Consider the following 26,865-nt stretch of genomic DNA (forward strand, 5'->3'; position numbering starts at 1 on the left):
GCAGAGGAAGGAGTAGCACTGAATGAAATTACCGATTTATTTTGATTATGCAGCAACCACACCTGTCGACCCTCGTGTTGCAGAAAAGATGATGCAATACCTGACGCCAGATGGGCAGTTTGGTAACCCTGCGTCACGTTCGCACCGCTTTGGCTGGCAAGCCGAAGAAGCGGTTGATATTGCGCGTAATCAGATTGCCGAACTCGTCAACGCTGACCCTCGTGAGATTGTGTTTACGTCGGGTGCGACAGAGTCTGACAACCTAGCGATTAAAGGTGCGGCCGAGTTCTATCAGAAAAAAGGTAAGCACATTATTACGGTTAAAACCGAGCACAAGGCTGTCCTCGATACCTGTCGCCAACTTGAGCGTGAAGGGTTTGAAGTCACCTATTTAGACGTGCAAGAAGACGGTTTGATTGATCTTGACGTGTTCAAGCAAGCGTTGCGTGAAGACACTGTAGTGGTGAGCGTGATGCACGTAAATAATGAAATCGGTGTGATTCAAGACATTGAGACCATCGGTAACTTATGTCGTGAAAATAAGACCATTTTCCACGTCGATGCAGCGCAAAGCGCAGGTAAAATTGACATCGACTTGCAAACTTTGCCGGTTGATCTCATGAGTTTCTCAGGTCACAAAATGTACGGTCCTAAAGGTATCGGCGCCTTGTACGTACGTCGTCGCCCGCGGGTGCGCTTGAACGCTCAGATGCATGGCGGTGGCCATGAGCGCGGTATGCGTTCTGGTACGCTTGCGACCCACCAAATTGCAGGCATGGGTGAAGCTGCACGTATCGCTAAAGCTGAAATGGCTGCAGAGCGTGAGCGTTTCACTGCGCTGCGTGACCGTCTATGGAACGGCATTAAAGATATCGAAGAGGTGTACATTAACGGCAACCTCGAACACGGTGTACCGCATATTTTCAACGTTAGCTTTAACTTTGTTGAAGGCGAAAGCCTCATTATGGCGTTGAAAGATCTCGCGGTATCTTCGGGCTCAGCCTGTACTTCGGCGAGTCTTGAACCGTCGTATGTATTACGCGCTTTAGGACGTAACGATGAATTGGCACATAGTTCGATTCGCTTCAGCTTTGGTCGCTTTACTACCGAAGAAGAAATCGACTATGCAGTACAGCAAATTCAACAATCTATTGGTCGCTTGCGCGACATGTCACCCCTTTGGGAAATGTTCAAAGATGGCGTTGATTTAGAAAGCGTCGAGTGGGTGGCTCACTAAGAGAGGTAAGAGTTATGGCATATAGTGATAAAGTAATCGACCATTATGAAAACCCGCGCAACGTCGGGGCCTTTGATAAAAACGATCCTTCGATCGCAACCGGTATGGTTGGTGCACCAGCTTGTGGTGACGTAATGAAGCTGCAACTGAAAATCAACGATGCTGGTGTGATTGAAGACGCGAAATTCAAAACCTATGGTTGTGGCTCTGCAATTGCTTCTAGCTCACTGGTCACCGAGTGGGTCAAAGGCAAAAGCATCGAGGAAGCTGCACAGTTGAAAAACACGCAAATTGCAGAAGAGTTGGCGTTGCCACCAGTGAAGATTCACTGCTCGATTCTTGCAGAAGACGCGATCAAAGCTGCTTTGGAAGACTACAAGAAAAAGCACGCAGGTTAACCCTAACGACGTAGATAAAGGTTAAGTGATGGCAATTACCATGACTGAAACTGCGGCACAACGTGCTCGCTCGTTTCTGGAACAACGTGGCAAAGGCGTAGGCATCCGCTTAGGGGTGAAAACCACCGGCTGTTCAGGGCTCGCCTATGTCATGGAATTTGTTGACGAAGTGGACGATACCGATACCATCTTCGAAGACAAAGGTGTGAAAATTATCATCGACGGTAAGAGTCTGATACACCTTGACGGGACCGAGCTTGATTTCGTCAAAGAAGGTTTGAATGAAGGCTTTGAATTCAACAACCCCAATGCCAAAGGCGAGTGTGGTTGTGGTGAGAGCTTCAACGTTTAATGATGAATCATTTCGAATTATTCGGTCTTGCCGAAGCCTACAGTATCGATTTGGCTGAGTTGCAGCAACGCTATCGCAAGCTGCAACAAGCCTTACATCCCGACCGTTTTGCCAATGCCAGCGAACGCGATAAGTTGCTGGCTGTGCAGCGCACCTCACAACTCAATGACGCTTATCAAACGCTGCGCAATCCACTTACGCGAGCTGAGTATATACTGTCGTTGCGTGGCGTCGACATGCAACACGAACAGAAAACGTTGCAAGATCCTGAATTTTTGATGGCTCAAATGGAATGGCGCGAACGTCTCGAAACGCTCGCTGGCGACGACTTTGCCGCCATGGATGCTGCCTACAAAGAGCTTGATGAACAAACACAAGCCTTGCAGCAAGCCCTCGAAAGCGATTTACAAGCAGGGGCTGATGAGCCTGCTGCAGACACAGTGCGCAAGCTAAAGTTCATGCAAAAGCTACGGCGCGAACTTGAAGAAATAGAAGATAACGCCCTGTAAAAAAGAGGTTTTTAAATGGCATTGTTGCAGATTGCAGAACCTGGACAAAGTACTGCCCCTCACCAACATCGTTTGGCTGCTGGTATCGATTTAGGTACCACCAACTCCCTTGTTGCTACAGTGCGGAGTGGCGAAACGCGGGTCTTAGCAGATGAGCAAGGCCGAATTTTATTGCCTTCAGTGGTGCACTATAGCGCCACCGAAGCACCGGTCGTTGGTTATGCTGCGATGGCACATCAGCGTGAAGCGACGAGTATCGCGGAAGATACTATTGTCTCGGTCAAACGCTTTATCGGCCGCACCGTAGCTGATGTACAGCAGAATTTTGCGAATATCCCTTATCGTATGAGCGAAACCGATAACGGCGTTCCTGTGTTTCACACGGCGGCGGGCGAGAAGAATGCCATAGAGGTTTCTGCTGATATTCTAAGCGCACTGCGTGCTCGCGCGGAAGCAAGCTTAGCCGGCGAGCTTACCGGTGTGGTGATTACCGTCCCAGCCTATTTTGATGATGCGCAACGCCAGAGTACAAAAGATGCCGCGCAATTAGCGGGATTGAATGTTTTACGTCTGTTGAATGAGCCCACTGCAGCAGCCGTGGCTTATGGTTTGGATTCTGGACGGGAAGGCTTGATCGCTGTGTACGACCTCGGTGGTGGTACCTTTGATATTTCAATTTTGCGTTTGCAAGGTGGTGTGTTTGAAGTGTTAGCGACCGGTGGCGACAGTGCCCTTGGTGGAGATGACTTCGATCAAGCCTTAGTTGCCCACTTTAAACAGCAGTGGCAGCTACCAAGCGCGGTATCAGCGCGCCTCGAACGGCGTCTGATTAATGCTGCGAAGCAGGCCAAAGAAGCACTGACTGACGTCGATAGCGTCACGGTAGAAATGCCTGCCGGTGATGAGCTGACAGCCGATGTTGCCATGACCTTATCGCGCGATACCTTAGATGCGCTAATTGAACCATTTATTCGCCGCACATTGGTGAATTGCCGCCGGGCACTGAAAGATGCTGAAGTTAGCGTCGACGAAGTGGTCGAGGTAGTGATGGTGGGTGGTTCCACGCGCGTGCCACGTGTGCGCAGCGCTGTAGGAGAGTTTTTCCAGCGCGAGCCGTTAACCTCAATTGATCCAGACCAAGTGGTTGCGATTGGCGCCGCGATTCAGGCAGATATCCTTGCAGGGAATAAACCTGACTCGGAAATGTTGTTGTTGGATGTGATCCCGCTCTCGCTTGGCTTGGAAACCATGGGCGGTTTGGTCGAGAAAGTGATCCCGCGGAACACCACCATTCCAGTTGCCAAAGCGCAAGAGTTTACCACCTTCAAAGATGGTCAAACGGCGATGATGGTGCATGTTGTGCAAGGTGAGCGTGAGCTGGTTGACGACTGCCGTTCATTAGCGCGCTTTGTGTTGACGGATATTCCACCGATGGCAGCGGGTGCGGCGCATATTCGCGTAACCTTCCAAGTCGACGCGGATGGTTTGTTAAGTGTCACAGCGATGGAAAAATCAAGCGGTGTCACCGCCTCGATTCAAGTGAAACCTTCGTATGGCTTGAATGAGGACGATATCACTCAAATGATTCAGTCGTCGATGAGTAATGCCAAAGAAGACATGGCAGCGCGCATGTTGCGTGAGCAACAGGTCGAAGCCGACCGAGTGTTGGAAGCACTGAGTAGCGCGCTTGCAGTTGACGGTGAGCTGTTAGACGACGCTGAGCGGGCGCAGCTAGATAGCGCGATGGCGCAGTTGCAAGAGAGCCGTGCCGGCACCAGTACTGAGGCGATAGAAGCGGCCATTAAAGCGGTCGATAAAGCCAGTGATGCGTTTGCCGCACGTCGTATGGACGCAAGTATTCGGAAAGCCCTGTCGGGCAGTAACGTTAACGAGTTATAAAGATGCTGGCAGCGCAGGCTGCCACATCATCTGGATTGATTGGAGCGAGGACCCAGCATGCCAAAAATCGTATTCCTTCCGCACGATGAACTTTGTCCTGAAGGTGCAGCTGTTGAGGCTGCGGATGGCGAGAGCGTATTAGATGTTGCCTTGCGCAACGGCATTGGCATTGAGCATGCCTGTGAAAAAGTTTGCGCATGTACCACCTGCCACGTCTATGTGCGTGAAGGCTATGACTCTCTTGACGAGATCAACGATAACGAAGACGACATGCTTGATAAAGCTTGGGGTCTTGACCCTGATTCGCGCCTGGGTTGCCAAGCGCGCGTTAAAGGCGAAGATTTGGTGGTCGAAATTCCGAAGTACACCATCAATATGGTGAAAGAAAATCACTAAGTTAGAACGGGTAATGCCAGTTCAAGCTAAAGAAGTCCAAACCATCGTTGGGACGATCAAGATCCGCTTGTGAATAATGGGTGTATACCACACTCACACGTGCTTTCGAGTTCGTCCCATACTGCCAACTCAAGCCAATCCTATCTTCAAACTGAAAGTGAATCGATAAGTCCCGATTGCTGATCGTTGAATCATCAAGCAAAGCAACGCCGATGCCGGCCTCAAGGTATAGCGGACGTTGTTCACCGGCCAAATGCCACTGGAAAATCGGCAACAAGGTGAGGGCGTTGAGCTTATCATCGTGGTTATCAGAGTCTCGCCACTGATTCAGGGCGCCTTCAAGATAGATACTCGGACTACCGATTAAATCCAGTACGTTATTTGGTAAGAGTTGTTGCTCGAGCGCATTGGAGCGCAGCCCGACTCGCATGCCCCAAAGCTGGTCAGCCGAGTAGGCGCCTGCGACATGAAACTCTGCCGCAGAGGCTACCGCAGGCGTACAAAGTAATGCTGCTGCCAGAGCAGAAATAGAAAAACGCTTCGACAAGGTAAGAGCTCCTCGAGGTCATAATGGTGCGTCAAAAGGAGCTTAAATTATACATACATTCATGAATGTATGTAATGAAATAATTGTTATTTTTGTATTTGCTAAAGTAAGCGGTTATTCCAATTTTTCAGCGAAGGTACGCTTAAATTTGGCAAGTTTTGGGTGGACGACGGCCTGACAGTAAGCGTTTTGTGGATTCCGTTCGACATAGTTCTCATGGTAGTCCTCGGCGGGCCAAAAGACCTCAAGTGGCTGCACTTCAGTGACAATCGGCGCGTCCCAAGTTTGCTCGGCACGCATTTCTGCAATAATGGCTTCAGCTGCCTCACGCTGCGCTTCATCATGATAAAAAATTGCCGAACGGTATTGGGTGCCAACGTCGTTCCCTTGGCGGTTGAGTTGGGTTGGATCATGCAGCGCGAAAAAGATCTCTAAAATTTCGCGGACTGAAATTGACAGCGGCTCGAAGGTTAACTGCACCACTTCAGCGTGGCCGGTGGTTCCCGTGCAAACTTGTTCGTAGGTGGGCGACTCAAGGCTCCCGCCGGTGTACCCTGATTGAGCTTTAACAATACCACGCACTTGTTTGTACGCACCTTCGATACACCAGAAACAACCTCCGGCGAGGGTAATTTGTTGGGTCATGCTTTACTCCTTACAGACGTTTAGACATCTATATCATGGTTCAGTGATGCTGAGAAGCGTTAATCGCTGTTTTTCTAATGTCATAGGGCGGAGGTAGCGTGACGGATCATGAGCGTGTATAATCCGCGCGACTTTATTTTAGACAGCCTTTATTGGAGATCAACATGGCTTTAGAACGTACTTTATCAATCATCAAGCCTGACGCAGTTGCAAAAAACGTCATCGGCGCTATCTACAACCGTTTCGAAAGCACTGGCTTGCGCATTGTTGCAGCTAAAATGATGCACTTGAGCAAAGAGCAAGCGGAAGGTTTCTACGCTGAGCACAGCGAGCGTCCTTTCTTTGGTGCTTTGGTTGAGTTCATGACTTCAGGTCCAATCGTAGTGAGCGTATTGGAAGGTGATGACGCGGTAAAACGTCACCGTGAAATCATGGGTGCAACGAACCCGACTGAAGCGCTTGCTGGTACGTTACGTGCAGACTACGCTGAAACTATCGACGAAAACGCAGTTCACGGTTCTGACGCTCCTGAGTCAGCGGCACGTGAAATCGCTTACTTCTTCGCTGACGAAGAAATCTGCGCGCGCACTCGCTAAGTTTGATTGCAGGGCTGGGTTACATCCCAGCCCTGTGATATTAGCTATACGCAGGCTATGCTAGACTCTGTTTATAGCTAATATCGAGCGTATCCCCCTCGAATTACCGCTTATTTTCATCATTTGATTCACTAACGCTTTTGGTTGCATTCATGAACGCCGTCGACAAAAAAGTAAATTTGCTTGATTTAAATCGCCAAGGTTTGCGCGAGTTCTTCCAAGAACTTGGCGAAAAACCGTTCCGTGCCGACCAGGTGATGAAGTGGTTGTATCACTTTTGTGTCGATGATTTTGATGAAATGACCAACTTGAATAAGGCGTTGCGTGAAAAATTGAAGCAAGTCGCCGAAGTTCGTGCACCGGAAGTGCGTTTGCAGCAACAATCCAGCGACGGCACCATCAAGTTTGCCATGACCCTATTTGACGGCCAGGACGTCGAGACGGTTTGGATTCCTGACAACGACCGCGCCACTTTGTGTGTGAGTTCGCAGGTCGGGTGTGCACTGGAATGTACTTTCTGTTCGACCGCCCAGCAGGGCTTCAACCGTAATCTTCGCGTCGCTGAAATTATCGGTCAGGTTTGGCGCGTAAATCAATTGTTGGGTGCCTTTGGTAAAACCGGCATTAAAGCGGTCACTAACGTCGTCATGATGGGCATGGGCGAGCCGCTCTTGAACCTCACCAATGTGGTGCCGGCTATGGAGTTGATGCTTGACGATAATGCGTTTGGTTTGTCGAAACGCCGCGTCACTTTAAGTACTTCAGGGGTGGTTCCTGCACTTTATAAACTCAAAGAGCAAATCGACGTCGCCTTGGCGATTTCATTGCATGCCCCGAACAACGAACTGCGCAATGAAATCGTGCCGATTAATAAAAAGTATGACATCGCGGAGTTTTTGGCTGCGAGCCGTCACTATATTGATGGCTCAAAGGCGAATAAAAATATTACCATTGAGTATGTTATGCTGGACCACGTAAATGATTCGATGGATCAAGCAAAAGAATTGGCGCAAACCTTGAAAGGTACGCCGTGTAAGATTAACTTGATTCCTTTTAACCCATTCCCTGGCAATGACTATGGTCGCTCAAGTAATTCGCGGATTGACCGTTTTGCCAAGGTGTTAATGGAGCACGGCTACATTGTAACTGTGCGCAAGACACGTGGTGACGATATCGATGCCGCGTGTGGTCAATTGGTCGGTGATGTCATTGACCGAACGAAACGCATCTTGAAGAAGCAACAAGCGCAACGTGGCGGCGCGGGGATTGACGTCAAACTTTCGTAAAGTCCCGCGGTGAACATAGGCAGGCGAGGTGTCGTCAAGATAGCATAGCCACAACCGAAGAGGGTCGGACATGCGATTTCTTATAACAGCACTTGGCGTTGGCATGAGCCTACTTCTACTGACTGGCTGCGTAAGTCAGCGAACAATAGATGGAAAGGAAACGCCGGCGCCTGAATTTAATGCCGAAGAAGCTGCGGCAACGCGCTTAGCTTTGGGGCTCCAATATTTACAGCTGGGCAACTTTGAGCAAGCACGTGTCAACTTGGAACGTGCGCGTGACTACACGCCCAACAATCCCTCCGTGCAAACTGGTATGGCGTTGTATTACCAGCAGGTCAAAGACTTTCCAAGCGCCGAACGTTATTACCGCAAGGCCATTGCGGGGCAGCCGAACAATGGTGACACGCACAATAATCTCGGTGTTTTATTATGTTCATTGGGGCGTTATCAAGAGGCCGATGCGAGTTTTAATACCGCCCTCAGTTTACCCGACTACATCAAAGTGGCTGCCACCTATGAGAATGCAGCACGCTGCGCAGCCCAAGCAGGTGACTTTGAGAAATCTGACGGCTACTTTCGGCGCGCCATCAACCATAGCTCCCGAAATAGCACTATTCTTGAGAGTTACGCTGCGGTATTGTTAGAACAACAGCGTTACCAAGAAGCGCAACGCATTCTCGAGCGCCGTTCGCAGTTACCGCAGTTATCACCGCAGTACTTGTGGCTCGAGACCGAACTCGCACGCCAGTTAAAGGACCGTGCAAAACAACAGACTTTTGGCGAATTATTGATTTCACGCTTTCCCGATTCACGACAGGCACACGACTATCGTGCGCGTAAAGCAGCCCCCAACTCATAATGAAGTAAGCCATGACCTCAAATAACGATTTATTCAATGAAGAAGTAGCTCACGACGAAACCACAGCAAGCCCACAGGGGACCACACCTGGTCAGTTGTTGGCACAAGCACGAGAGCAAAAGGGGCTCTCGCAGCAGCAGGTTGCTGATAGTTTGCATTTGCGTCTTGCGGTGGTGCAGTTTATTGAAGCTGACGATTATGCGCAGTTGGCGTCAGCGACCTTTGTTCGTGGTTATTTACGGTCAATGGCGAAAGCTCTAGGTGTTGATGAAAAACAGGTTTTTGATGCTTATCAGCAACTCGGTTATGAGCAGCCGGGGACAGATAACGTGACCATGCATAGCTTTTCGCGTCGCAAAGTAAAAGAGCGTAACGAAAGCCGTCTGAAGTGGGTCAGTTACGTGATTATTCTTGCGGTGCTAGTGTTAGTGCTGGTGTGGTGGTGGCAAGAAAGTGAATTTAGCCTTAAAACCATTACCGGTAGTGACGATGCACCTACCCAGCAACAAGCTGAGCAGTTGCGTGAATCGACCTCAAATCTTACCCAAGTGGTACGCCCAACGGTCAATCAAACTGCAGCAGAAACCACTGATGCGCCGTTGACCGAAGCGCAGGCGCAAGCAGCTGGTGCAACCACCAGTACGATGGACGCGTTACCGACCGAGGATGACGTGCAAGCACCACAAGACAGCGCAGCAACGCCTACTGACGCAAATCCAAGCAGTGCTGACGCCGAAGCGGCTACGAGTGATGATGCTGAAGAAGTGCCAGCAGAGCCAACCTCAGTACCTGCGAGCGAAACAGCAGCGGCCGCGCCGACCTCTGAGCAACTGGTACTTGAGTTTAGCCAAGCATGCTGGGTTAAAGTGACCGATGCCACCGGCGAAGCCATTGCGATTGGGGTTAAAGCCGAAGGTTATCGCATGCCGTTGGCGGGACAGCCGCCCTTTGATTTAATTTTATGTCGTCCAGAAGCGGTGACTTTGACGTATAATGGCGACAATGTAAGTCTTGATAACTATGTGCGTGATCGCAGTGTTGCGCTCACGCTTGATTAAGTTGTGTGAAGTAAATTTATGATGCATGAAAACCCTATAAAACGTCGTCCTTCGCGCCGCATCTATGTCGGCAATGTTCCTATTGGTGATGGTGCACCGATTGCGGTGCAATCAATGACCAACACCGAAACCACGGATGTGGCGGCGACGGTCAAGCAGATTCATGCGATTGCGGCTGCGGGCGGCGATATCGTACGTGTGTCTGTACCGACCATGGACGCCGCAGAAGCGTTTAAACTGATCAAGCAGCAAAGCCCGGTGCCGTTAGTTGCGGATATCCATTTTGATTACCGGATCGCGCTGAAAGTGGCCGAATATGGCGTTGATTGTTTGCGTATCAACCCCGGTAACATTGGCAACGAGCAACGCATTCGCGCCGTGGTTGATGCGGCACGTGACCGTGGTATTCCGATTCGAATTGGGGTGAACGGTGGCTCGCTTGAACGTGAAATTCAAGAAAAATATGGTGAGCCGACACCGGCCGCATTGGTCGAGTCGGCGATGCGTCATGTTGATATTTTGGACCGTTTAGATTTCCAAGACTTCAAAGTGAGTGTGAAAGCTTCCGATGTGTTTTTAGCCGTGGAGTCGTATCGTTTACTGGCCAAGCAAATTGAGCAACCGCTCCACCTTGGTATTACCGAAGCAGGTGGCTTACGGAGTGGGGCGGTGAAGTCATCAATTGGCTTAGGAATGCTTCTCGCTGAGGGCATTGGCGACACTTTACGTATTTCTCTCGCCGCTGATCCCGTTGAAGAAATCAAAGTTGGCTTTGATATTTTAAAATCACTGCGTATTCGCAGCCGTGGCATTAACTTTATCGCGTGTCCAAGTTGCTCCCGCCAAGAGTTTGATGTGATTGGTACCGTGAACGCTCTCGAGCAGCGTCTTGAAGACATTGTCACCCCGATGGATGTGTCTATTATCGGTTGTGTGGTGAATGGTCCTGGCGAAGCGATGGTCGCTGAAGTGGGGCTAGCTGGGGCGAAGAATAAGAGTGGTTTTTACCTGCAAGGCGAACGGCAAAAAGAGCGGTTGGACAACAACGATCTGGTCGATCAGTTGGAACGCCATATCCGTGCCCGCGTAAAACAGCTCGAAGCTGAACAGATTCCTGTGAAGCAAGCGTAAAGCTGCGGTATACTACCCGCCATTTTTTGAAATTAACCAAACGGTAAGTGCAATCGTGGCAAAAACTATTCAAGCAATTCGTGGAATGAACGACATTTTGCCGGACCAAAGTCCGGCGTGGCAATATGTCGAGGGCGTGCTGCGTGAAGTGGCGGCAGCCTATACCTACCAAGAAATCCGGATGCCGATGCTGGAAAGTACGGACCTTTTTAAACGCTCGATTGGTGAAGTGACCGACATCGTTGAAAAAGAAATGTACACCTTTGATGATCGCAATGGCGACAGTCTGACCTTGCGTCCTGAAGGCACTGCCAGTTGTGTGCGGGCGGGTAATGAACACGGCTTGCTCTATAACCAAATTCAGCGTTTGTGGTACATGGGGCCAATGTTCCGTCACGAGCGTCCGCAAAAAGGTCGCTATCGTCAGTTTCATCAGTTCGGTGTTGAAGCGTTCGGTATGGAAGGGCCTGATAGCGATGCTGAAGTGATTTTATTGTCGGCGCGCTTATGGCAAGCCTTTGGTATTAGCGAGCAAGTTGAACTGCAGTTGAACTCGCTGGCGTCGAATGAAGCACGCGCGCGTTATCGCGATGCATTGCGTGAGTTTTTACGCGCGCATGAAAGTGAGCTCGACGAAGATTCAAAGCGCCGTTTAGACACCAACGTGTTGCGGGTATTGGATAGCAAATCGCCGGAAACCCAAGCGGTGCTTGCTAATGCGCCGAAGCTGTCTGAGTATTGGGACGATGCCTCACGTGAGCATTTCGAAGGGCTGTGTAAGCGCCTCGATGCCGCCGGTGTGAAGTATGTTTTGAATGAGCGCTTGGTGCGTGGTCTTGATTACTACAACCGCACAGTATTTGAGTGGGTGACCACTGAGCTGGGGGCGCAAGGCACCGTGTGTGCGGGCGGACGTTACGATGGTTTGGTGGAACAGTTGGGTGGCAAAGCGACACCCGCGGTTGGTTTTGCCATGGGGATCGAGCGCTTAGTGTTATTGCTCGCGTCGCAAAACAAAATTCCCGCACATAATGCCGTTGATGTCTACGCCATCGCATTGACTGAAGCTGCGGAACTAAACGCGCCGGCCGTTGCCGAAAAGCTTCGGAGTCAGTCGCAAGGACTGAAAGTACAGTTACACTGTGGCCAGCAAAATATGAAGAAAAAACTGGCCCGTGCCGATAAATCAGGTGCTGAATTTGCGCTGATTATCCGCGACAACGATTTTGAACTAAAGCATTTGCGTGACCGTGAGCAAGAGGATGTGATTGCATCTTCATTAGATGCAGTGGTTGCACATCTTACTCAGAACTCATAGCGAATAGAGTATTTATCCAAGAGGTCGTCATGGAAACAGAAGAACAACAAGTCGAACAAATTAAAGCGTTTTGGAAAGAACATGGCAAAGGCATCGTCGCAGGACTGGTGATCGGTTTTGCCTTGTTCTATGGCTGGCGCTATTACGATGCACAAACCATGGCTAAGCAAGAAGGCCAATCGGAAGGTTACGAGCAAGTGGTGGCACAACTGGAAGCAGGCGACAGTGCAGCTTTCGATAACGCCAAGCAATTTATGGGTGACGCGCAAGGCAGCAACTACGCAACCTTGGCGGCATTTGAATTAGCGCGTAAAGCGACCGAAGGCGGTGACTTACAGGCGGCAATTGAAGCCTTGGAAAGTGCGAAAGCGAATGCAAAAGGTACCTTGCAGCATGTCGCAAGCTTACGCCTAGCCCGTTTGTACCTTGCGCAAGAAGATTACGCTGCGGCGCTAGCTCAACTCGATGCGTTGGCTGCTGTAGAAGGCTTTAAAGGTAAGGCTGCTGAATTACGCGGTGACGTGTTGCTAGCGCAAGGCGATGCTGAAGGCGCGCGTAAAGCATACGAAGACGCTGTAGCCACTGCTGCTGAAGCAGGTGCACCGACCATGTTGGTTGAAAGCAAACTGAATAGTATTCCGGCGGCATCATGAAAAAATTAATGTACTTGCAACGCGGCCTTATTGCTGCCGCGGCAATCAGTCTCGCAGGCTGCTCGGTATTTGGTGACGACGAAATCACCTATAAAGAGCTGCAACCGTTCACCCCAAGCGCAAATGCCAGTGTGAGCTGGAGCGCAAGTGCAGGGAACGGTGTGGGTGAATTTTTCTCGCGCCTTAACCCCGTGGTCGTAGATAACCTTGTGGTGGTGGCCGATCGTGAAGGCAAATTGATGGCTTTCGATCGCGAGACGCAGAAGCGGGTTTGGCAAAAAGATTTGCAAACTGACTATGCTGTTAAAGGTGAGGGTTGGTTTGCTGGTCATGAGTCATTGCGCATTAGTGGTGGCTTAAGTGCTTACCAAGGACGCATCGCACTCGGTACCGAGAATGGTGACGTGTTCGTGCTGAACGCCAATGACGGTAGCTTGCTGTGGCACGCGCAGGTTAATGCTGAAGTCATTGCTGATCCGGCGATGGATGCAAGCTTTGTCGTTGCTGCGGCGAGTAATGGTGAGTTAATTGGTCTCGATGCTGACAGCGGTGAAGAGCAGTGGCGTATTGTTACCGACGTGCCAGCATTGAGCTTGCGCGGCACCAGTGCTCCTGCGATTGCATCAGGTGGCGCTATTTTTGGTACCGCCAACGGTAAGTTGACCGTGGTGGTATTGGAAAACGGTCAGCAAGTTTGGGAAGCGCGTTTAGCCATTCCAAAAGGTGCGACTGAATTGCAGCGTTTGGTTGATGTTGATGCGGCGCCTATCGTTCGCGGTGATTTGATCTACACCATCGCATACAACGGTCAGCTTGCTGCGGTTGAAGTACGTAGCGGTCGTATCGCTTGGCAACGTGAATATTCGTCATACCACAACATCAGTATGTTTGGTCGCACTATCTATGCGACGGACAGCGATGATCGTGTGTACGCGATTGATGCCAATGGCGGTATCGAGCAATGGGTGAATACCGATTTTGAAGGTCGTGGTTTGACTGCTCCAGTCTATTATCAAGGCCACATTGTGGTGGGTGACCGATTCGGCTTCTTGCATTTTATTGATGCGAAAAGTGGCGAAATCAGCGCCCGCTTAGAATTAGAAAGTGACGTTTATGTTGCCCCTGTCGTGGCAGATGACGCGCTTTATGTACAAACACGCGACGGTCGTTTACGCGCGGTAAGGATTAACTAAAGATGTTACCTGTTGTGGCCCTGGTTGGCCGCCCGAATGTGGGCAAATCTACCCTGTTTAATCGGCTCACCCGGACTCGGGACGCACTGGTAGCAGACTTTCCTGGCTTAACCCGTGACCGTAAATACGGTCAAGCGGACTATGATGGCTATCACTTCATCGTGATTGACACCGCTGGTGTTCATGGTGATGAACAAGGCATCGATGCGGAGATGGCGTCACAATCACTGCGCGCCATTGATGAAGCTGATGTTGTGCTGTTTATGGTTGATGCGCGCGACGGTATTACCAGCGCAGACCAGGCAATCGCGCAACATTTGCGTAGTATCGGCAAAAAAGCCTATGTGGTCGCCAATAAAATTGATGGGATTGATGCCGACGCCGCACAGGCCGACTTTTATGAGTTAGGGTTAGGTGAGGTGTACGGTATTGCTGCGGCACATGGCCGTGGCGTCGAGAGTCTTTTGCAGCGTTGTTTTGACCCGCTGTTGGAAGATTATCCTGACATGTCACCAACGCCGGTCGAAGCGACGGATGAAGAGGGCGAAGACGAGCTCCATCATAGCGAAATTGATTATGATGCCTTGCCATTGAAGCTCGCCATCGTCGGCCGACCTAACGTTGGTAAGTCGACGCTAACCAACCGTATTCTTGGCGAAGAGCGGGTGGTGGTCTATGACATGCCTGGTACCACCCGTGATTCGGTATTTATCCCGATGGAACGCGATGGACGTGACTATATCCTCATCGATACCGCAGGTGTGCGTCGACGTGGACGTATTGACGAAACCGTCGAGAAGTTCTCGGTGATTAAAACGCTGCAAGCCATCGAAGAAGCAAACGTTGTGATTTGTGTGATTGATGCGCGTGAAACCATTTCAGACCAAGACTTAAACCTTATTGGTTTTGCTTTGAATGCAGGGCGTTCGATCGTTATCGCTGTGAACAAGTGGGACGGTCTGTCAAATGACCACCGTGAAGAGATCAAACGCGAACTTGATCGTCGTTTGGGCTTCGTCGACTTTGCGCGCGTGCATTTTATCTCTGCCTTGCATGGCAGCGGTGTGGGGAATCTATTTGAGTCTGTACTCGAAGCTTACGCTAGTGCAACGCAACGGATTGGCACCTCGAAGTTAACGCGTATCATGGAAATGGCGATTGATGAACATCAGCCACCATTGGTGCGTGGTCGTCGGGTGAAACTGAAGTATGCGCACGCTGGTGGCTATAATCCGCCGCGAGTCATTATCCATGGGAATCAGGTCAATGACTTGCCGGGTGCTTATCAACGTTATTTGACGAACTACTTCCGCAAGTCGTTGGGAGTGATGGGAACGCCGATTAAAATTGAGTTCCGCGAATCGAGTAACCCTTATGCTGGGCGCAAAAATACCTTAACCTTGTCGCAGCAACGCAAGCGAAAACGTTTGATGAAGTTTATTAAGAAGAAGAAGTAATCCCACACGCCATCGCCCGACGTGTTCGGGCGATGTGCTTTTTAGCGTTTCATTTTCAACAACTCACGCCGTTCTTTTTTATCAGGCTTATGATCCGGATGGGGGTTATACAGCGCATTCATTTTGCGTAGTTCGGCTTCGCGCGCACGCTGTGCAATCGACTCTGGCGTTTCTCGGTAAAGCTTTTGTGCTTCAGGCGCGCCACGGCGTTGCTCACTCAGTTCACAGACTTCGATTTCCATCGCTTCGTAGCCGCGGGCAAGTTTGATGCGTTGGCCAATGGTGATGGTTTTGGCCGGTTTCGCGCGCTGTCCGTCAACATGGACTTTGCCCGATTGCACCATTTGTCGCGCGAGCGAACGCGTCTTATAAAAACGCGCTGCCCAAAGCCATTTGTCCAAACGTACGCTGTCCATCACTCACCCAACAAATCACTTTCGCTGAAGCGATACTCAGTGAGGCAGTAATCGCAGGTCATAACGATTTCGCCATCTTGTTGCAGAATGTCACGCAGTTCATCTGGGTGCACACTGGCAAGGCTATCGAGCGTACGCTCGCGGGAACAACCGCAATGGTACGAGACCTGTTGAACTTCATAGAGTTCCAGCGACTCTTGGTGGTACAGACGATGCAAAACTTCTGCGCCAGAGAGGGCAAACAGCTCATTGGCGGTAATGGTCGCAGTCAGTGTCTCAAGATGTTCAAACGCACTGCGGTCATGGCCAGCAGCAGGCATCACCTGTAATAACATGCCAGCGGCATACTCGCCGTCGGCGTGTAACCATAGACGCGTGTGCAATTGTTCCGATTGCATGAAGTAGTTTTCGACAACTTCAGCTAAACTGTTAGCGTCTGCGTTGACAACGCCTTGGTAACGCTCGCCTTCGGTTGGCGTTAAGGTAATGATGAGGATAGCTTTGCCGAACAACTGGCGAAAGTCATTCATATCGTCAGCGATGTCGCTACGTAGATGGGCAATGCCGCGCAGGTCTTGTTGGTGGCTCCCATTCACGGCGATAAAATTAATTGGGCCATCACCTTGAACTTGTAGGTTGATGTGCCCCTCAAACTTCAACGTTGCACTGAGCAAGGCGGTGGTTGCCATCAGCTCACCGAGTAAACGTTGCACTGGCGCAGGGTAATCATGGCCTTGCAGCAGGCGTTGGTAGCTTTGACTAAGTTGTACGAGTTCACCGCGTACATCTTGGTCAGAAAAGGTATAGCGGAACAGTTGATCAGTTGGGTAGTTCATAGCACTTCATCATGGTGTAATATTTTGTACGCATTATACCATAATCCCCCAATTTGATCTGTTCACATTGCAGCTAAGGGGTTAGAATGACTTCTAACTCTGAGTTGTCACAAAATTATAACGAATTCAAAAAATGCAGATTCAGAATCCACAATTAAAGCGTGTAGTTACCTTTGCTAGCGAGCCGCGCATTGTGCGTGCTGCCTTGTGGTTGCTTACCGCACTTCTACTTATTGCCGCGGTTTGGCTATTTGCCAAGCTAACGTGGCAAGTCATGGCACCTAAAGTTCAACCTGAACGTGGCCCGCTTGCGGTCAGTGTCTCATCCTCTTCTTCTGGTGCTGTTTCAACAATGAAGCGGTTAGCCCAGTTTGACCTGTTTGGGGCGGCAGTTACCCCAGAGCAGGGCGCGCAAAATGCCCCGAAAACGCGTTTGAATGTGCGTTTGTTGGGTGTATCCGCCAGTAATATTCAAGAGCGTTCGGCAGCGATTATTGAAAAAGACCGTCGCCAAGAAGTCTATGTGATCGGTGACTCCATCACTGGTTCGCGGGTGACCATTGAAGAGATTTACGCAGATCGCGTGATTTTGAACAATAATGGTGTGTTAGAGACGCTTGAATTAGAAGGCATTGGTGAATTGAGTGACGGCCTTAGCCTGACGCTCGAAAATCAACAGCGCGCTGCGCAAAGCCAGCCAGTGCGTGCACGCCAGAATGACGACGATGATGATGATGACCGCGGTGCGCGTCGAGAACGAGCGCGCGAAGCATTTCAGCAGGCTCGTGCAAATGGCGCTGATGGCCTCATGAATTATGTACGGATCAGTCCTTCAATGGCCGATGGTGGTTTGCAAGGGTACCGCTTAAGTCCGGGGAAATTTCCTGAGGTGTTTGCGGACGCGGGCTTTAAATCAGGTGACATTGCCGTAGCGTTGAACGGCCAAGATCTTACCGACGTCGCCAGTGCCCAAGTGGCGATTGAAGAATTAAAAACAGCGCAACGGATTATCATTACCGTGTTGCGCGATGAGAACTATATTGATTTGGAACTCGCAGTTCCAAGTAACTAATTGAACGAATAGAACAATAGGACCAACCATGCGTATTTTGACCACCGCATCGATTTGGATCGCGAGCATGAGCACCGCTTGTGCCCTAGGTGTTAGCGCTGAAGCGTTTGCACAACAAGCGAATCAGTCGCAACAGCAAGAAGCTCCAGCAGAGTATGCAGCGAGTTTTAAAAACACCGAAATTACTGAGTTTATTCAAGTCGTTGGCCGTAATCTTGGCAAAACCATGATTATTGATCCCGATGTCCGTGGCACCATTAATGTGCGCAGCTACGACGTGATGAACGAAGAGCAATATTGGCAGTTCTTCTTAAACGTCCTCGATGTGTATGGTTTTGCTACCATTACCATGGAATCGGGGGTGGTGAAGGTATTACGCGACAAAGATGCGCGTAACGGTGCGATTCCTGTGGTGGATGATAACTCCTTAGGTGGTGACACCCTGATCACCCGTGTTGTGCCTGTGATTAACGTTAGTGTACGTGAGTTAGCGCCGTTATTGCGCTTGATTGCGGACAGCAGTGGAGGCGGTAACCTGGTCAGTTACGATCCTTCCAACGTGATTATGATCACGGGGCGCAGCGAAACCGTACAACGCTTAACTGAGGTGATTGAGCGCGTTGACCGCGCCGGTAACCAAGATGTTGACGTGGTGAAGTTGCAGTACGCCTCGGCTGCTGAAATTGTGCGTATTGCGTCGGCGTTGTATGAGAAAAACAATGAAGGCACGCCACCGTTATTGATTCCAAAAATTGTTGCTGACGAGCGTACCAATGCGGTCATCGTTAGTGGAGAGCCGCGCGCCCGTGAGCGCGTGGTCGAATTGATCCACCGTCTCGATCAAGACTTGCAGACCGAAGGCAATACGCGTGTGTATTACCTTAAGTACGCCAAGGCTACGGAGCTTGTGGATGTGCTGCAAGGTGTCAGCGATAGCATGCAAGCTGAGCTGCAAAGCGCAATGAATGGTCAGGTGGCCACCCAAGGTCGTATGCCGCGCAACTTTGGCCGTAACTCAGGCCAGCAAGAAATTAGTATTTCGGCACACGAAGGTAGTAACTCGTTGGTGATCACCGCGCAGCCCGATTTGCTCTCGAACCTAGAAAGCGTCATTCGTCAGTTGGATATTCGTCGTGCACAGGTGCATGTTGAGGCCATCATTGTCGAGATCTTTGAAGGCGACGGGGTAGATTTAGGTCTGCAGTGGATTTCTGAAGACGGCGGCATGATTCAGTACCAAAACGGCCGTCAGGTGCCGATTGGTCCATTGGCGGCAGCCGCGTATCAAGCGCGGGAGCGCGAAGGCTCGAAAACTACCAAGATAGTTGATGGTGTTGTTGTAGAAGAAGAACAACCGGATCAACCAGGCGATGTAAGTTTACTGGCGCAATTGCTCGGTAACGTCAACGGCATGATGGTCGGCGTGGTGAAAAACGACTGGGGCGCAATTTTGCAAGCCGTGTCAACGCAAACCAATTCGAACATCTTGGCGACGCCAAGCATTATGACCGTCGACAACGAAGAAGCCTCGTTCTTGGTCGGTCAGTCAGTACCGACCATCACCGGTTCAACGGCGGGTGATAATAACTCGAATCCGTTCCAGACCGTACAGCGCGAAGACATTGGGATTAAATTGAACGTGACACCGCAAATTAACGAAGGCGATGCGGTGCAGTTGGTGATTGAGCAAGAAGTCTCAAGCCTTAGCGGCGCAACTGCGGTTGATATCACCATCAACAAACGTACCCTGAAAACCACCGTTATGGCTGACGATGGCGACACTATTGTGTTAGGTGGTCTGATTGACGAAGACGTGCAAGAGAGCGAATCGAAGATTCCATTGCTTGGCGACATTCCTCTCCTCGGCGCCTTGTTCCGGAGCACTTCAACCACGCGTCAAAAGCGTAATTTGATGGTGTTCTTGCGCCCGACGATTGTCCGTGATTCAAGTACCGCCACGGGCATCAGTAGCCGCAAGTACAATTACATGCGTGCCGAGCAGCTGAAGCGTCAAGAGCGCGGTATTACCTTAATGCCAAATACCGATACGCCGGTGTTGGGCGAGTTTAAAGACAGCGAATTGGCTATTCCGCCAGAGTTACAGCAGTACCTCGATGCGCGGGAGGGAGGCAACGGCAATGACTGATGTTGCCGAGCTTGCGGCCCGTGTAGCACCACGCCGATTGCCCTTTGGCTTTGCCAAGCGGCACGGGGTGGTGGTCGCCGATGCTGGCCATGAAGACAGTGCGGAGCTTGTGGTGCATTGCCGCGAAACCGTTGCGCCTGCGGTATTGCTCGAAGTGCGTCGGGCATTAGGGCAGCCATTTACGCTAACTCAGCATGATGCTGAGGCCTTCGACGCAATTCTTACGCAGGCCTATCAACGGGACTCGTCAGAAGCGAAACAGTTGATGGAAGATATCGGCAATGAGACCAACCTGTTCTCCTTGGCCGATGAGCTGCCGCAAACCGAAGACTTGCTTGAGAGTGAAGACGACGCGCCAATTATTAAGCTGATCAACGCCATGTTGTCAGAAGCCATTAAAGAAGGCGCTTCTGATATTCATATTGAGACCTTCGAGAAAGATTTATTGATCCGCTTCCGTATTGACGGCGTGTTGCGAGAGGTGATCCGGCCTAACCGTAAATTAAGTTCGCTGTTAGTGTCGCGGATTAAGGTTATGGCGCAGCTCGATATCGCTGAAAAACGTGTCCCACAGGACGGTCGTATTAGTTTGCTGATTGCCGGCCGGGCGGTGGATGTGCGGGTTTCGACCATGCCATCAAATCATGGTGAGCGGGTGGTATTGCGTTTGTTGGACAAAAACAACGCGCGTTTGAACCTTGAACAGCTCGGAATGACCGATGGCAACCGTAAGATTTTTGCGGAACTGATCAAAAAGCCTCACGGCATCATCTTGGTTACCGGCCCAACAGGCTCGGGTAAATCAACCACGTTGTACGCTGGTTTGATGGATATCAACTCCAAAGATCGCAATATTTTGACGGTTGAAGACCCAATTGAATACGCCATTGAAGGGATTGGCCAGATGCAGGTGAACCCGCGGGTCGACATGACTTTTGCCCGTGGCTTACGTGCCATTTTGCGACAAGACCCTGACGTGGTGATGGTCGGTGAGATCCGTGACGTTGAAACCGCTCAAATCGCCGTGCAAGCTTCATTAACCGGTCACTTAGTACTGTCAACTTTGCACACCAACACTGCCGCCGGTGCCATTACCCGACTTGAAGACATGGGGGTTGAACCCTTCTTGTTAAGCTCTTCGTTGTTGGCGGTGTTATCACAACGTTTGGTACGAACCTTATGTGACGATTGTAAGGTGCCGGTCAGTGAGACGGATCAAGAGTGCCGCGCCGTTGGTTGTGAGAAGTGTAATTACACAGGTTATCGCGGTCGTACCGGTATCCATGAACTATTGGTGGTGGACGAGCAAGTTCGTGACTTCATTCACAACGGTCATGGTGAGCAATCGATCGAAAAGTATGTGCGAAAGCATACGCCAAGTATTCGCCAGGATGGTCTTGAGAAAGTCGCGCTGGGAATTACCACACGTGAAGAAGTGTTACGTGTCACGCGCGAGGAGTAACTATGGGTGCTTTTGCTTACCAAGCCCTAGACGCTAAAGGACGAAAGAAAAACGGCGTACTTGAAGCCGATACCGAACGACAAGCTCGGCAACTCCTGCGCGATCAAGGCTTATTACCAGTTCAGGTTGATGTTGCTGAGCAAAGCTCGCGTGCACAAAGCGGCGCACAAACAGGCTTTCAAGGTTGGCTGGCCCGGCGTAAAATTCGCAAAATTAGCGCTTCAGATCTCGCCTTGATTACCCGTCAGTTAGCCACCTTGGTGGCTGCGGCGATGCCTATTGAGCAGGCCTTATTGGCGGTGGCCGAGCAAACCGATAAGCCGCGTTTGAAAAACCTGGTGATGGCCGTACGTTCACGGGTGGTTGAGGGCTATTCACTTGCTGTCGCTATGGCGGATTACCCACATATTTTTGATAAGCTGTTTACCGCAATGGTGGCGGCGGGTGAGCGCTCCGGGCACTTGGATGAAGTGTTGAACCGCTTGGCCGACTATACCGAGCAGCGCAACCAACTCAAAGGCCAATTAACCCAAGCCTTGGTGTATCCGGCCGTGCTGACCTTTGTGGCGGTGAGCGTCATTATTTTCTTATTGGTGTCAGTGGTGCCGCAAATTGTTGAACAGTTTGGCAACATTGGCCAAGACCTACCTTTTATTACGCGCGCGCTGTTGGCCGTAAGTGAGTTCTTGCAAACCTTCGGGCCCTTTATTTTAGTGGCTGTCTTGGTGGCGCTGGTGGTCGCAGGCCAATTGCTTCGCGATGATAAGCGGCGCGATAAATTTCATGCCTGGCAATTGAAACTACCGGTGATTGGTAATGTCATTAAAGGCGTCAATACGGCCCGTTTTTCACGTACCTTGAGCATCTTAACTGCATCTGCGGTGCCTTTGTTAGAAGGCTTGCAGATCACCGGGCGGGTATTGAGTAACCGCGCAATGCAGCATGCGGTCAATGACGCAGCTGATCGTGTGCGTGAAGGCTCATCCTTGCGTGCTGCGCTGGCGCAGACAAAACTTTTTCCACCGATGATGCTGCACATGATTGCGGCCGGTGAAAAGTCAGGGGAATTGGAACAAATGCTCGGTCGTGCGGCTGATAACCAAGATCGCGACTTTGAAACGACGATGAACATCGCCTTAAAAATATTTGAGCCTGCGTTGATTGTGGTAATGGCGGGGGTGGTCTTAATGATTGTTATGGCCATCATTCAGCCAATACTGCAGCTCAACCAAGCTGTCGGATTGTAATCTGGAGGAAGTATGAATAAAGCAAAAGGTTTTTCACTGATTGAAGTGATGGTGGTGATTGTAATCATTGGTTTGTTAGCCACGCTGATCTTACCGAACGTGTTGGGCTCGGCGGATCAAGCGAACCGTCAAAAAGTGAAAGCAGATATTGTGGCGTTGGAAAATGCGTTGTCGCAATACAAGTTGGACAACGGCGTGTTCCCAACTACCGAGCAGGGACTCGAAGCTTTGTTGGAAGAGCCAATGAGTGAACCGCGGCCGCGTAACTATCGCCGTGGCGGCTATATCCAGCGCTTACCGCTTGACCCTTACGGCTCAGAGTATGTGCTGTTGAGCCCGGGTGAGTTTGGTGATGTCGATATTTTCTCGCTCGGTGAAGATCGCCAAGCAGGTACTGACGACGATATTGGTAACTGGAACCTTGAAGGCAACTAAGGGGTTTACCCTTGTCGAAGTCATGGTCACCCTCGTCATCATTGCATTGATGGCGATGGCGGTGACCTATGTGGTTCCTGATCGTGATGACGAAACCTTGAATAAGACCGCGGATACTTTTGTGCAGCGCGTTCGCTACGCACAAGAATATGCGCTGCTACAACATGCCATCTTAGGGCTAGAGATTACCGAGCAAGGGTATCAGTTCTTGCAATGGCAAGACCAACAGTGGCTACCGCTCGATTATCGTGGGCTACGCGCGCAGGAATGGCCGTATGGCATCTTATTCGAGCTAGAAAGCGAAACCGAAGGCTTGTTAGGCCAAGACGAAGACGCCATTGATGCGTTTTTCGCCCCTGATGAGGACGCTGAACGTGACGACGAAGAGCAAGCTGAGCCACAACTATGGATTTTAGGCAGCGGTGATATTTCGGTTTTTACCCTGCAACTAACGTCGATGAATGGCGATCCGCAAGACATCCGCGTGATTGAAAGTCAGGACGGTTACACCGTCACCATCGCAGATGAGTTAGAGCAACGATGAATTTGAGCCGTGGGTTTACCCTAGTTGAAGTGATGGCCGCACTGGCGATTTTTGCCATGGCGGCGTTAGCTGCTGTTGCAGCAGCGACCAACCACTTGAACGATTTGGCTTACATGGAAGAGCGTACCTTAGCACGTTATGCGGCGGCGAATGCGCTCGCGCGCGTTAGCCTAGCTGAAGACCCGCGCGAACTTGCAAGTGGCACCGAGACGGTAGGTGGACGCGAGTGGTACTGGCAAACTGCTTTTACCGAAACCGTGACCACTGACGTGTATTACGTCGAAGTGACGGTTCGCCCCGATGAAAACAGTCCGGACTCCAGCTATGTGCTAGGGCGTTACCTAGAGGTGCGCGATGAGTAAACGCGCCCCTTACGCCCGAACAGTGAAAGGTTTTACCTTAGTTGAAGTGTTGGTCGCCGTAGTGGTGTTCGCCATTATCGGTCTTGCGAGTGCAGCAGTGGTGAATACCATGATGCGTACTAGTGAGCAAAGTGAGGCGGCGCGACAACGGTTAGAGCAGTTGCAGCGCGGTATGTTTACTATTGAGCAAGATCTGCGGCAAGCGCTATCACGTCGAACCCCTGCGGGTGATTACTATGTGCGGGCGGGTTGGTTTAACCCCGGCAATTTGTTGTTGCGCAGTGAACTGCAACCTGTTCGTTATCGGGTGAATGAAGAGCAGCAATTGATCCGTGAGCATTATACCTACGTGGACATGAGTGCTTCAGTAGAGCCGACGGTGCGCGTCATTCTGACAGGGGTCACCAGTTTTGAGGTGGCACCATTGGTGACGGGCTCCGGTGAGTTCGCCGGTGGAGCGATGCAAAGTTTACAACCGCAACAGCAAGCCGGTGATGAAGGTGCGATGCCGATTCCTGATGGGGTTGAGGTAACCATCGAAACGGAGCAGTGGGGCACTATTGTGCGGGTGTTTGTGTTGAATGGAGGTGATTTTAGTGCGCCGTAACCATTCCCAACAACGCCCCCAACGTCAACAAGGTGTGGCGTTAATCATGGTGCTATTGGTGGTCGCTCTGGTGGCTGTCGTTGCCGTGCAACTTAGCCAACGTTTACAAATGAATGTTTTGCGTACCATGAATTATCAGCAGAGCGAACAAGCTTACTGGTACTGGCTCAGTGCTGAAGAAATCGCCCGGCAGTTGTTGCAAATGCAAGTGCAAGACAGCGATGGGGTGATCCACCAGGGGCAAGTTTGGTCGGAGCAAACCGAGGAAGAGCGGGTTTATCCGATTGAAGGTGGCGGTTTGGTTCGGGTCGGTATTACCGATTTACAAGGTTGCTTTAATTTGAATGCCTTAAAGGCCGAGCAGCTTAGCCTAGAAGAGTTTTGGCGACGTAAAACGCAATTTCGTATGCTGATTGCGGCGGCGGTACCCGACTTAGATAACTATCAATTGGATAGCATTGTAGAAAGCACAGCCGATTGGCTCGACGGCGATGAACAAATGAATAGTGGCTACGGCGCCGAACGCGCTGACTATGAAAGCTTGCCGATGCCTTACCAAGCAGCGAATGACTTTTTTGTGCACGAAAGTGAGTTACGTTTGGTGCGCAACGTTACCCAGCCGGTGTATCAAGCGCTGAAACCTTTCGTGTGCGTGGTGCCGAACAGCGATAAGCTGGAGGTCAATATCAATACGCTCACACTGGAGCATGGGCCATTGTTACACGCCTTGATGTTAGGTGCGATTACACCTGATGCGGCGTTACAAGCGATCAGTCAGCGTCCTGACGATGGCTATGACAGCATTGATGATGCACTGCGTAACTCAATTTTAGCGCAGGCAAGTGGGCAACAAATGCGGCCAAACTTTGGTGGCGTGCCGCTGCCACAAGGCGTTACCGTTGAAGCGCTTGGTGGTATGTTTGACGATTTGGTCGTCAAGAGTAATTATTTTCAATTAGACACTCACGTAAAGTACGACGAGATGATGTTGCGTGGGCAGAGTAAATTATACGTATCTGAAGACGAAACTGTCGTCTTGATGCGGGGGGTAGGAGAACCGTAATGGAGCAGCTCTATATTCACTTGGCCGAGCCAAGTCAGTGGCTGATATGGCATCCTGGGCAACAGGAAATTATTGCCAGCGGTGTTTTAGCAACACATCAAGAACTCACGCAATTAAGTGAGCAGGCACAGCGTTGTGAGGTCACCGTTTTGGTTCCCGGCCAAGACGTGTTGTTAACGGAAGTGCGTTTACCGGCAGGGTCGCAACGGTTATTACCACAGCTGGTGCCAAACGCGTTGGAAGATGAACTTGCGAGCGACATTGAAAGCTTACATTTTGCCTGGCCAAGTCATGCGAAACCAGCTGGGGTGGACACACCGATGCCGGTTGCGGTGGTTAGCAAAGCGCGTATGCAACAGTGGCTTGATGCCCTGAATGAAGCCGGTATTGAGTGTGATCGGCTGGTACCCGATTATTTCGCGTTACCCGTACAAGAGGGCGGCGCCAAATTGCAGTTGGGCGCAGCGACGCTGGTGCGCGAAAGCGAGTGGCACGCCTACACGCTTGACGCGCCTGCGGTGATTGCGACCGACGTCGCAGATGTTACCGAACAGTTTGAAGTTCCACTGCAGGTTGTGCGTTTGGGGCTGGCGCATAAAGGTATTAATTTGCGTCAGGGCGAGTATCGCGCACAACGGAAACGACGGACGCAGAGCTACACCTTGCCGTGGCGACCTGTTGCAGTTGCTGCAAGCCTCGCGTTTATTGCGGTTATCGCGCAGCAAGTACTCACCTACACGCAGTTGGGCAACGAGAATCAAGCGTTGCAAGAGGCCATTGAGGGTACGTACAAAGAAGCCTTTCCGGACACCACGCGCATTGTGAATGTGCGGAGTCAGCTCCGACAAAAGCTTGCCAGTGTTGGACAAAGCAGTGACACCGACAGTCCCAGCAGCACCTTGGGACTATCGATATTGGCCGAGCTCGAACCTGCCTTTCGAGGCACCCCGGATATCGGACTTGAGTTGTTACGCTACAATGCTTCGGTGGTGTCGTTGCAGGTCAACGCGCCAAGTTTTGAAAGTCTGCAAAAGTTCCAAACCTTGGCGACCAATGCTGGCTTGACCGTGAATCAAGGGCAAGTGACCAACCGAAACGGGGTGGTTAGCGGTAACCTTGAAGTGCGGAAGGAGGGGTAACC

At 50.8% G+C, this 26,865-nt stretch carries 29 protein-coding genes; 25 read left to right on the forward strand and 4 right to left on the reverse strand.

The window, feature by feature from the left end; genetic code table 11:
• Positions 1-22: 22 nt before the first annotated feature.
• Genes G535_RS0107825 through fdx form a run of 6 tightly spaced genes read left to right on the forward strand, consistent with a single transcriptional unit; the run spans position 23 to position 4,791 of the window.
• Positions 23-1,237, forward strand: a complete 1,215-nt coding sequence (locus tag G535_RS0107825) for an IscS subfamily cysteine desulfurase (RefSeq protein ID WP_026861556.1) — start codon at positions 23-25, stop codon at positions 1,235-1,237.
• A 14-nt stretch (positions 1,238-1,251) separates the two neighbouring features.
• Positions 1,252-1,635 (forward strand): Fe-S cluster assembly scaffold IscU, encoded by a 384-nt coding sequence (iscU, locus tag G535_RS0107830; RefSeq protein WP_026861557.1) that lies wholly within the window; start codon positions 1,252-1,254, stop codon positions 1,633-1,635.
• A gap of 28 nt (positions 1,636-1,663) precedes the next feature.
• Positions 1,664-1,987, forward strand: a complete 324-nt coding sequence (gene iscA, locus G535_RS0107835) for an iron-sulfur cluster assembly protein IscA (protein ID WP_026861558.1) — start codon at positions 1,664-1,666, stop codon at positions 1,985-1,987.
• The gene (gene hscB, locus G535_RS0107840; protein WP_420834817.1) at positions 1,987-2,496 is read left to right on the forward strand and encodes a co-chaperone HscB; all 510 of its coding nucleotides are present in this window, start codon (positions 1,987-1,989) and stop codon (positions 2,494-2,496) included. Before iscA ends, hscB begins: the two co-directional genes overlap by 1 nt.
• Positions 2,497-2,511: 15 nt before the next feature.
• Positions 2,512-4,395, forward strand: a complete 1,884-nt coding sequence (gene hscA, locus G535_RS0107845) for a Fe-S protein assembly chaperone HscA (protein WP_026861560.1) — start codon at positions 2,512-2,514, stop codon at positions 4,393-4,395.
• A 57-nt stretch (positions 4,396-4,452) separates the two neighbouring features.
• Positions 4,453-4,791 carry an ISC system 2Fe-2S type ferredoxin gene (fdx, locus tag G535_RS0107850; RefSeq protein ID WP_026861561.1) on the forward strand — a complete coding sequence of 113 codons (339 nt, stop codon included), beginning with the start codon at positions 4,453-4,455 and terminating at the stop codon, positions 4,789-4,791.
• Position 4,792: 1 nt separating this feature from the next.
• On the opposite strand, the gene G535_RS0107855 is transcribed toward fdx, so the two are convergent.
• Together G535_RS0107855 and msrA are read right to left on the reverse strand one after the other, a co-directional pair.
• Complete coding sequence (locus G535_RS0107855; protein ID WP_241970451.1) at positions 4,793-5,338, reverse strand: acyloxyacyl hydrolase; 546 nt, start codon at positions 5,336-5,338, stop codon at positions 4,793-4,795.
• A gap of 114 nt (positions 5,339-5,452) precedes the next feature.
• A complete protein-coding gene (gene msrA / locus G535_RS0107860) occupies positions 5,453-5,983 on the reverse strand; it encodes a peptide-methionine (S)-S-oxide reductase MsrA (protein ID WP_026861563.1) in 531 nt (176 codons plus the stop codon).
• 164 nt (positions 5,984-6,147) lie between these two features.
• Between msrA and ndk the strand changes: the two genes are divergently transcribed.
• From ndk to der, 9 genes are all read left to right on the forward strand, one after another.
• Positions 6,148-6,579, forward strand: coding sequence for a nucleoside-diphosphate kinase (ndk, locus tag G535_RS0107865; RefSeq protein ID WP_026861564.1), 432 nt, complete (start codon positions 6,148-6,150; stop codon positions 6,577-6,579).
• A gap of 152 nt (positions 6,580-6,731) precedes the next feature.
• Positions 6,732-7,865 carry a dual-specificity RNA methyltransferase RlmN gene (gene rlmN / locus G535_RS0107870; protein ID WP_026861565.1) on the forward strand — a complete coding sequence of 378 codons (1,134 nt, stop codon included), beginning with the start codon at positions 6,732-6,734 and terminating at the stop codon, positions 7,863-7,865.
• Between the two features lie 70 nt (positions 7,866-7,935).
• Positions 7,936-8,724, forward strand: coding sequence for a type IV pilus biogenesis/stability protein PilW (gene pilW / locus G535_RS0107875; protein WP_034727900.1), 789 nt, complete (start codon positions 7,936-7,938; stop codon positions 8,722-8,724).
• Between the two features lie 11 nt (positions 8,725-8,735).
• Positions 8,736-9,782, forward strand: a complete 1,047-nt coding sequence (locus G535_RS0107880; protein WP_026861567.1) for a RodZ domain-containing protein — start codon at positions 8,736-8,738, stop codon at positions 9,780-9,782.
• 18 nt (positions 9,783-9,800) lie between these two features.
• Entirely contained in the window at positions 9,801-10,913 is a 1,113-nt protein-coding gene (gene ispG / locus G535_RS0107885; protein WP_026861568.1) for a flavodoxin-dependent (E)-4-hydroxy-3-methylbut-2-enyl-diphosphate synthase, read from the forward strand.
• 55 nt (positions 10,914-10,968) lie between these two features.
• Positions 10,969-12,231, forward strand: a complete 1,263-nt coding sequence (gene hisS / locus G535_RS0107890; protein WP_026861569.1) for a histidine--tRNA ligase — start codon at positions 10,969-10,971, stop codon at positions 12,229-12,231.
• A 29-nt stretch (positions 12,232-12,260) separates the two neighbouring features.
• Positions 12,261-12,884: a YfgM family protein gene (locus tag G535_RS0107895; protein WP_026861570.1), complete on the forward strand. Its 624-nt coding sequence runs from the start codon at positions 12,261-12,263 to the stop codon at positions 12,882-12,884.
• The gene (bamB, locus tag G535_RS0107900) at positions 12,881-14,077 is read left to right on the forward strand and encodes an outer membrane protein assembly factor BamB (RefSeq protein ID WP_026861571.1); all 1,197 of its coding nucleotides are present in this window, start codon (positions 12,881-12,883) and stop codon (positions 14,075-14,077) included. Before G535_RS0107895 ends, bamB begins: the two co-directional genes overlap by 4 nt.
• A 2-nt stretch (positions 14,078-14,079) precedes the next feature.
• On the forward strand, positions 14,080-15,534 hold the full coding sequence (der, locus tag G535_RS0107905; protein WP_026861572.1) for a ribosome biogenesis GTPase Der: 1,455 nt from the start codon (positions 14,080-14,082) through the stop codon (positions 15,532-15,534).
• Positions 15,535-15,575: 41 nt separating this feature from the next.
• Here der and hslR read toward each other — a convergent pair whose 3' ends face one another.
• A complete protein-coding gene (gene hslR / locus G535_RS0107910) occupies positions 15,576-15,950 on the reverse strand; it encodes a ribosome-associated heat shock protein Hsp15 (RefSeq protein ID WP_026861573.1) in 375 nt (124 codons plus the stop codon).
• On the reverse strand, positions 15,950-16,786 hold the full coding sequence (gene hslO / locus G535_RS0107915) for an Hsp33 family molecular chaperone HslO (RefSeq protein ID WP_026861574.1): 837 nt from the start codon (positions 16,784-16,786) through the stop codon (positions 15,950-15,952). The genes hslR and hslO overlap by 1 nt, the downstream gene beginning before the upstream one ends.
• A gap of 133 nt (positions 16,787-16,919) precedes the next feature.
• On the opposite strand from hslO, the gene gspC reads away from it, so the two are divergent.
• The 10 genes from gspC to gspL are packed head-to-tail and all read left to right on the forward strand — an operon-like array spanning position 16,920 to position 26,863.
• Complete coding sequence (gspC, locus tag G535_RS13230) at positions 16,920-17,858, forward strand: type II secretion system protein GspC (protein ID WP_051207058.1); 939 nt, start codon at positions 16,920-16,922, stop codon at positions 17,856-17,858.
• A 28-nt stretch (positions 17,859-17,886) separates the two neighbouring features.
• On the forward strand, positions 17,887-20,004 hold the full coding sequence (gene gspD / locus G535_RS0107925) for a type II secretion system secretin GspD (RefSeq protein WP_026861575.1): 2,118 nt from the start codon (positions 17,887-17,889) through the stop codon (positions 20,002-20,004).
• Complete coding sequence (gene gspE, locus G535_RS0107930; protein WP_026861576.1) at positions 19,997-21,466, forward strand: type II secretion system ATPase GspE; 1,470 nt, start codon at positions 19,997-19,999, stop codon at positions 21,464-21,466. The genes gspD and gspE overlap by 8 nt, the downstream gene beginning before the upstream one ends.
• Positions 21,467-21,468: 2 nt before the next feature.
• Entirely contained in the window at positions 21,469-22,713 is a 1,245-nt protein-coding gene (gene gspF, locus G535_RS0107935) for a type II secretion system inner membrane protein GspF (protein ID WP_026861577.1), read from the forward strand.
• Positions 22,714-22,725: 12 nt separating this feature from the next.
• Positions 22,726-23,148: a type II secretion system major pseudopilin GspG gene (gspG, locus tag G535_RS0107940; RefSeq protein ID WP_026861578.1), complete on the forward strand. Its 423-nt coding sequence runs from the start codon at positions 22,726-22,728 to the stop codon at positions 23,146-23,148.
• Positions 23,066-23,692, forward strand: coding sequence for a GspH/FimT family pseudopilin (locus tag G535_RS0107945; RefSeq protein WP_084616829.1), 627 nt, complete (start codon positions 23,066-23,068; stop codon positions 23,690-23,692). Before gspG ends, G535_RS0107945 begins: the two co-directional genes overlap by 83 nt.
• Positions 23,689-24,054: a type II secretion system minor pseudopilin GspI gene (gspI, locus tag G535_RS0107950; RefSeq protein ID WP_026861580.1), complete on the forward strand. Its 366-nt coding sequence runs from the start codon at positions 23,689-23,691 to the stop codon at positions 24,052-24,054. The genes G535_RS0107945 and gspI overlap by 4 nt, the downstream gene beginning before the upstream one ends.
• A complete protein-coding gene (locus G535_RS13235; RefSeq protein ID WP_034727908.1) occupies positions 24,047-24,661 on the forward strand; it encodes a type II secretion system protein GspJ in 615 nt (204 codons plus the stop codon). The genes gspI and G535_RS13235 overlap by 8 nt, the downstream gene beginning before the upstream one ends.
• On the forward strand, positions 24,636-25,724 hold the full coding sequence (gspK, locus tag G535_RS13240) for a type II secretion system minor pseudopilin GspK (RefSeq protein ID WP_051207060.1): 1,089 nt from the start codon (positions 24,636-24,638) through the stop codon (positions 25,722-25,724). Before G535_RS13235 ends, gspK begins: the two co-directional genes overlap by 26 nt.
• The gene (gene gspL / locus G535_RS0107965; protein ID WP_026861581.1) at positions 25,724-26,863 is read left to right on the forward strand and encodes a type II secretion system protein GspL; all 1,140 of its coding nucleotides are present in this window, start codon (positions 25,724-25,726) and stop codon (positions 26,861-26,863) included. Before gspK ends, gspL begins: the two co-directional genes overlap by 1 nt.
• Positions 26,864-26,865 lie beyond the last annotated feature (2 nt).

The organism is Pseudidiomarina sediminum DSM 21906 (assembly GCF_000423165.1).
Taxonomy (GTDB): domain Bacteria; phylum Pseudomonadota; class Gammaproteobacteria; order Enterobacterales; family Alteromonadaceae; genus Pseudidiomarina; species Pseudidiomarina sediminum.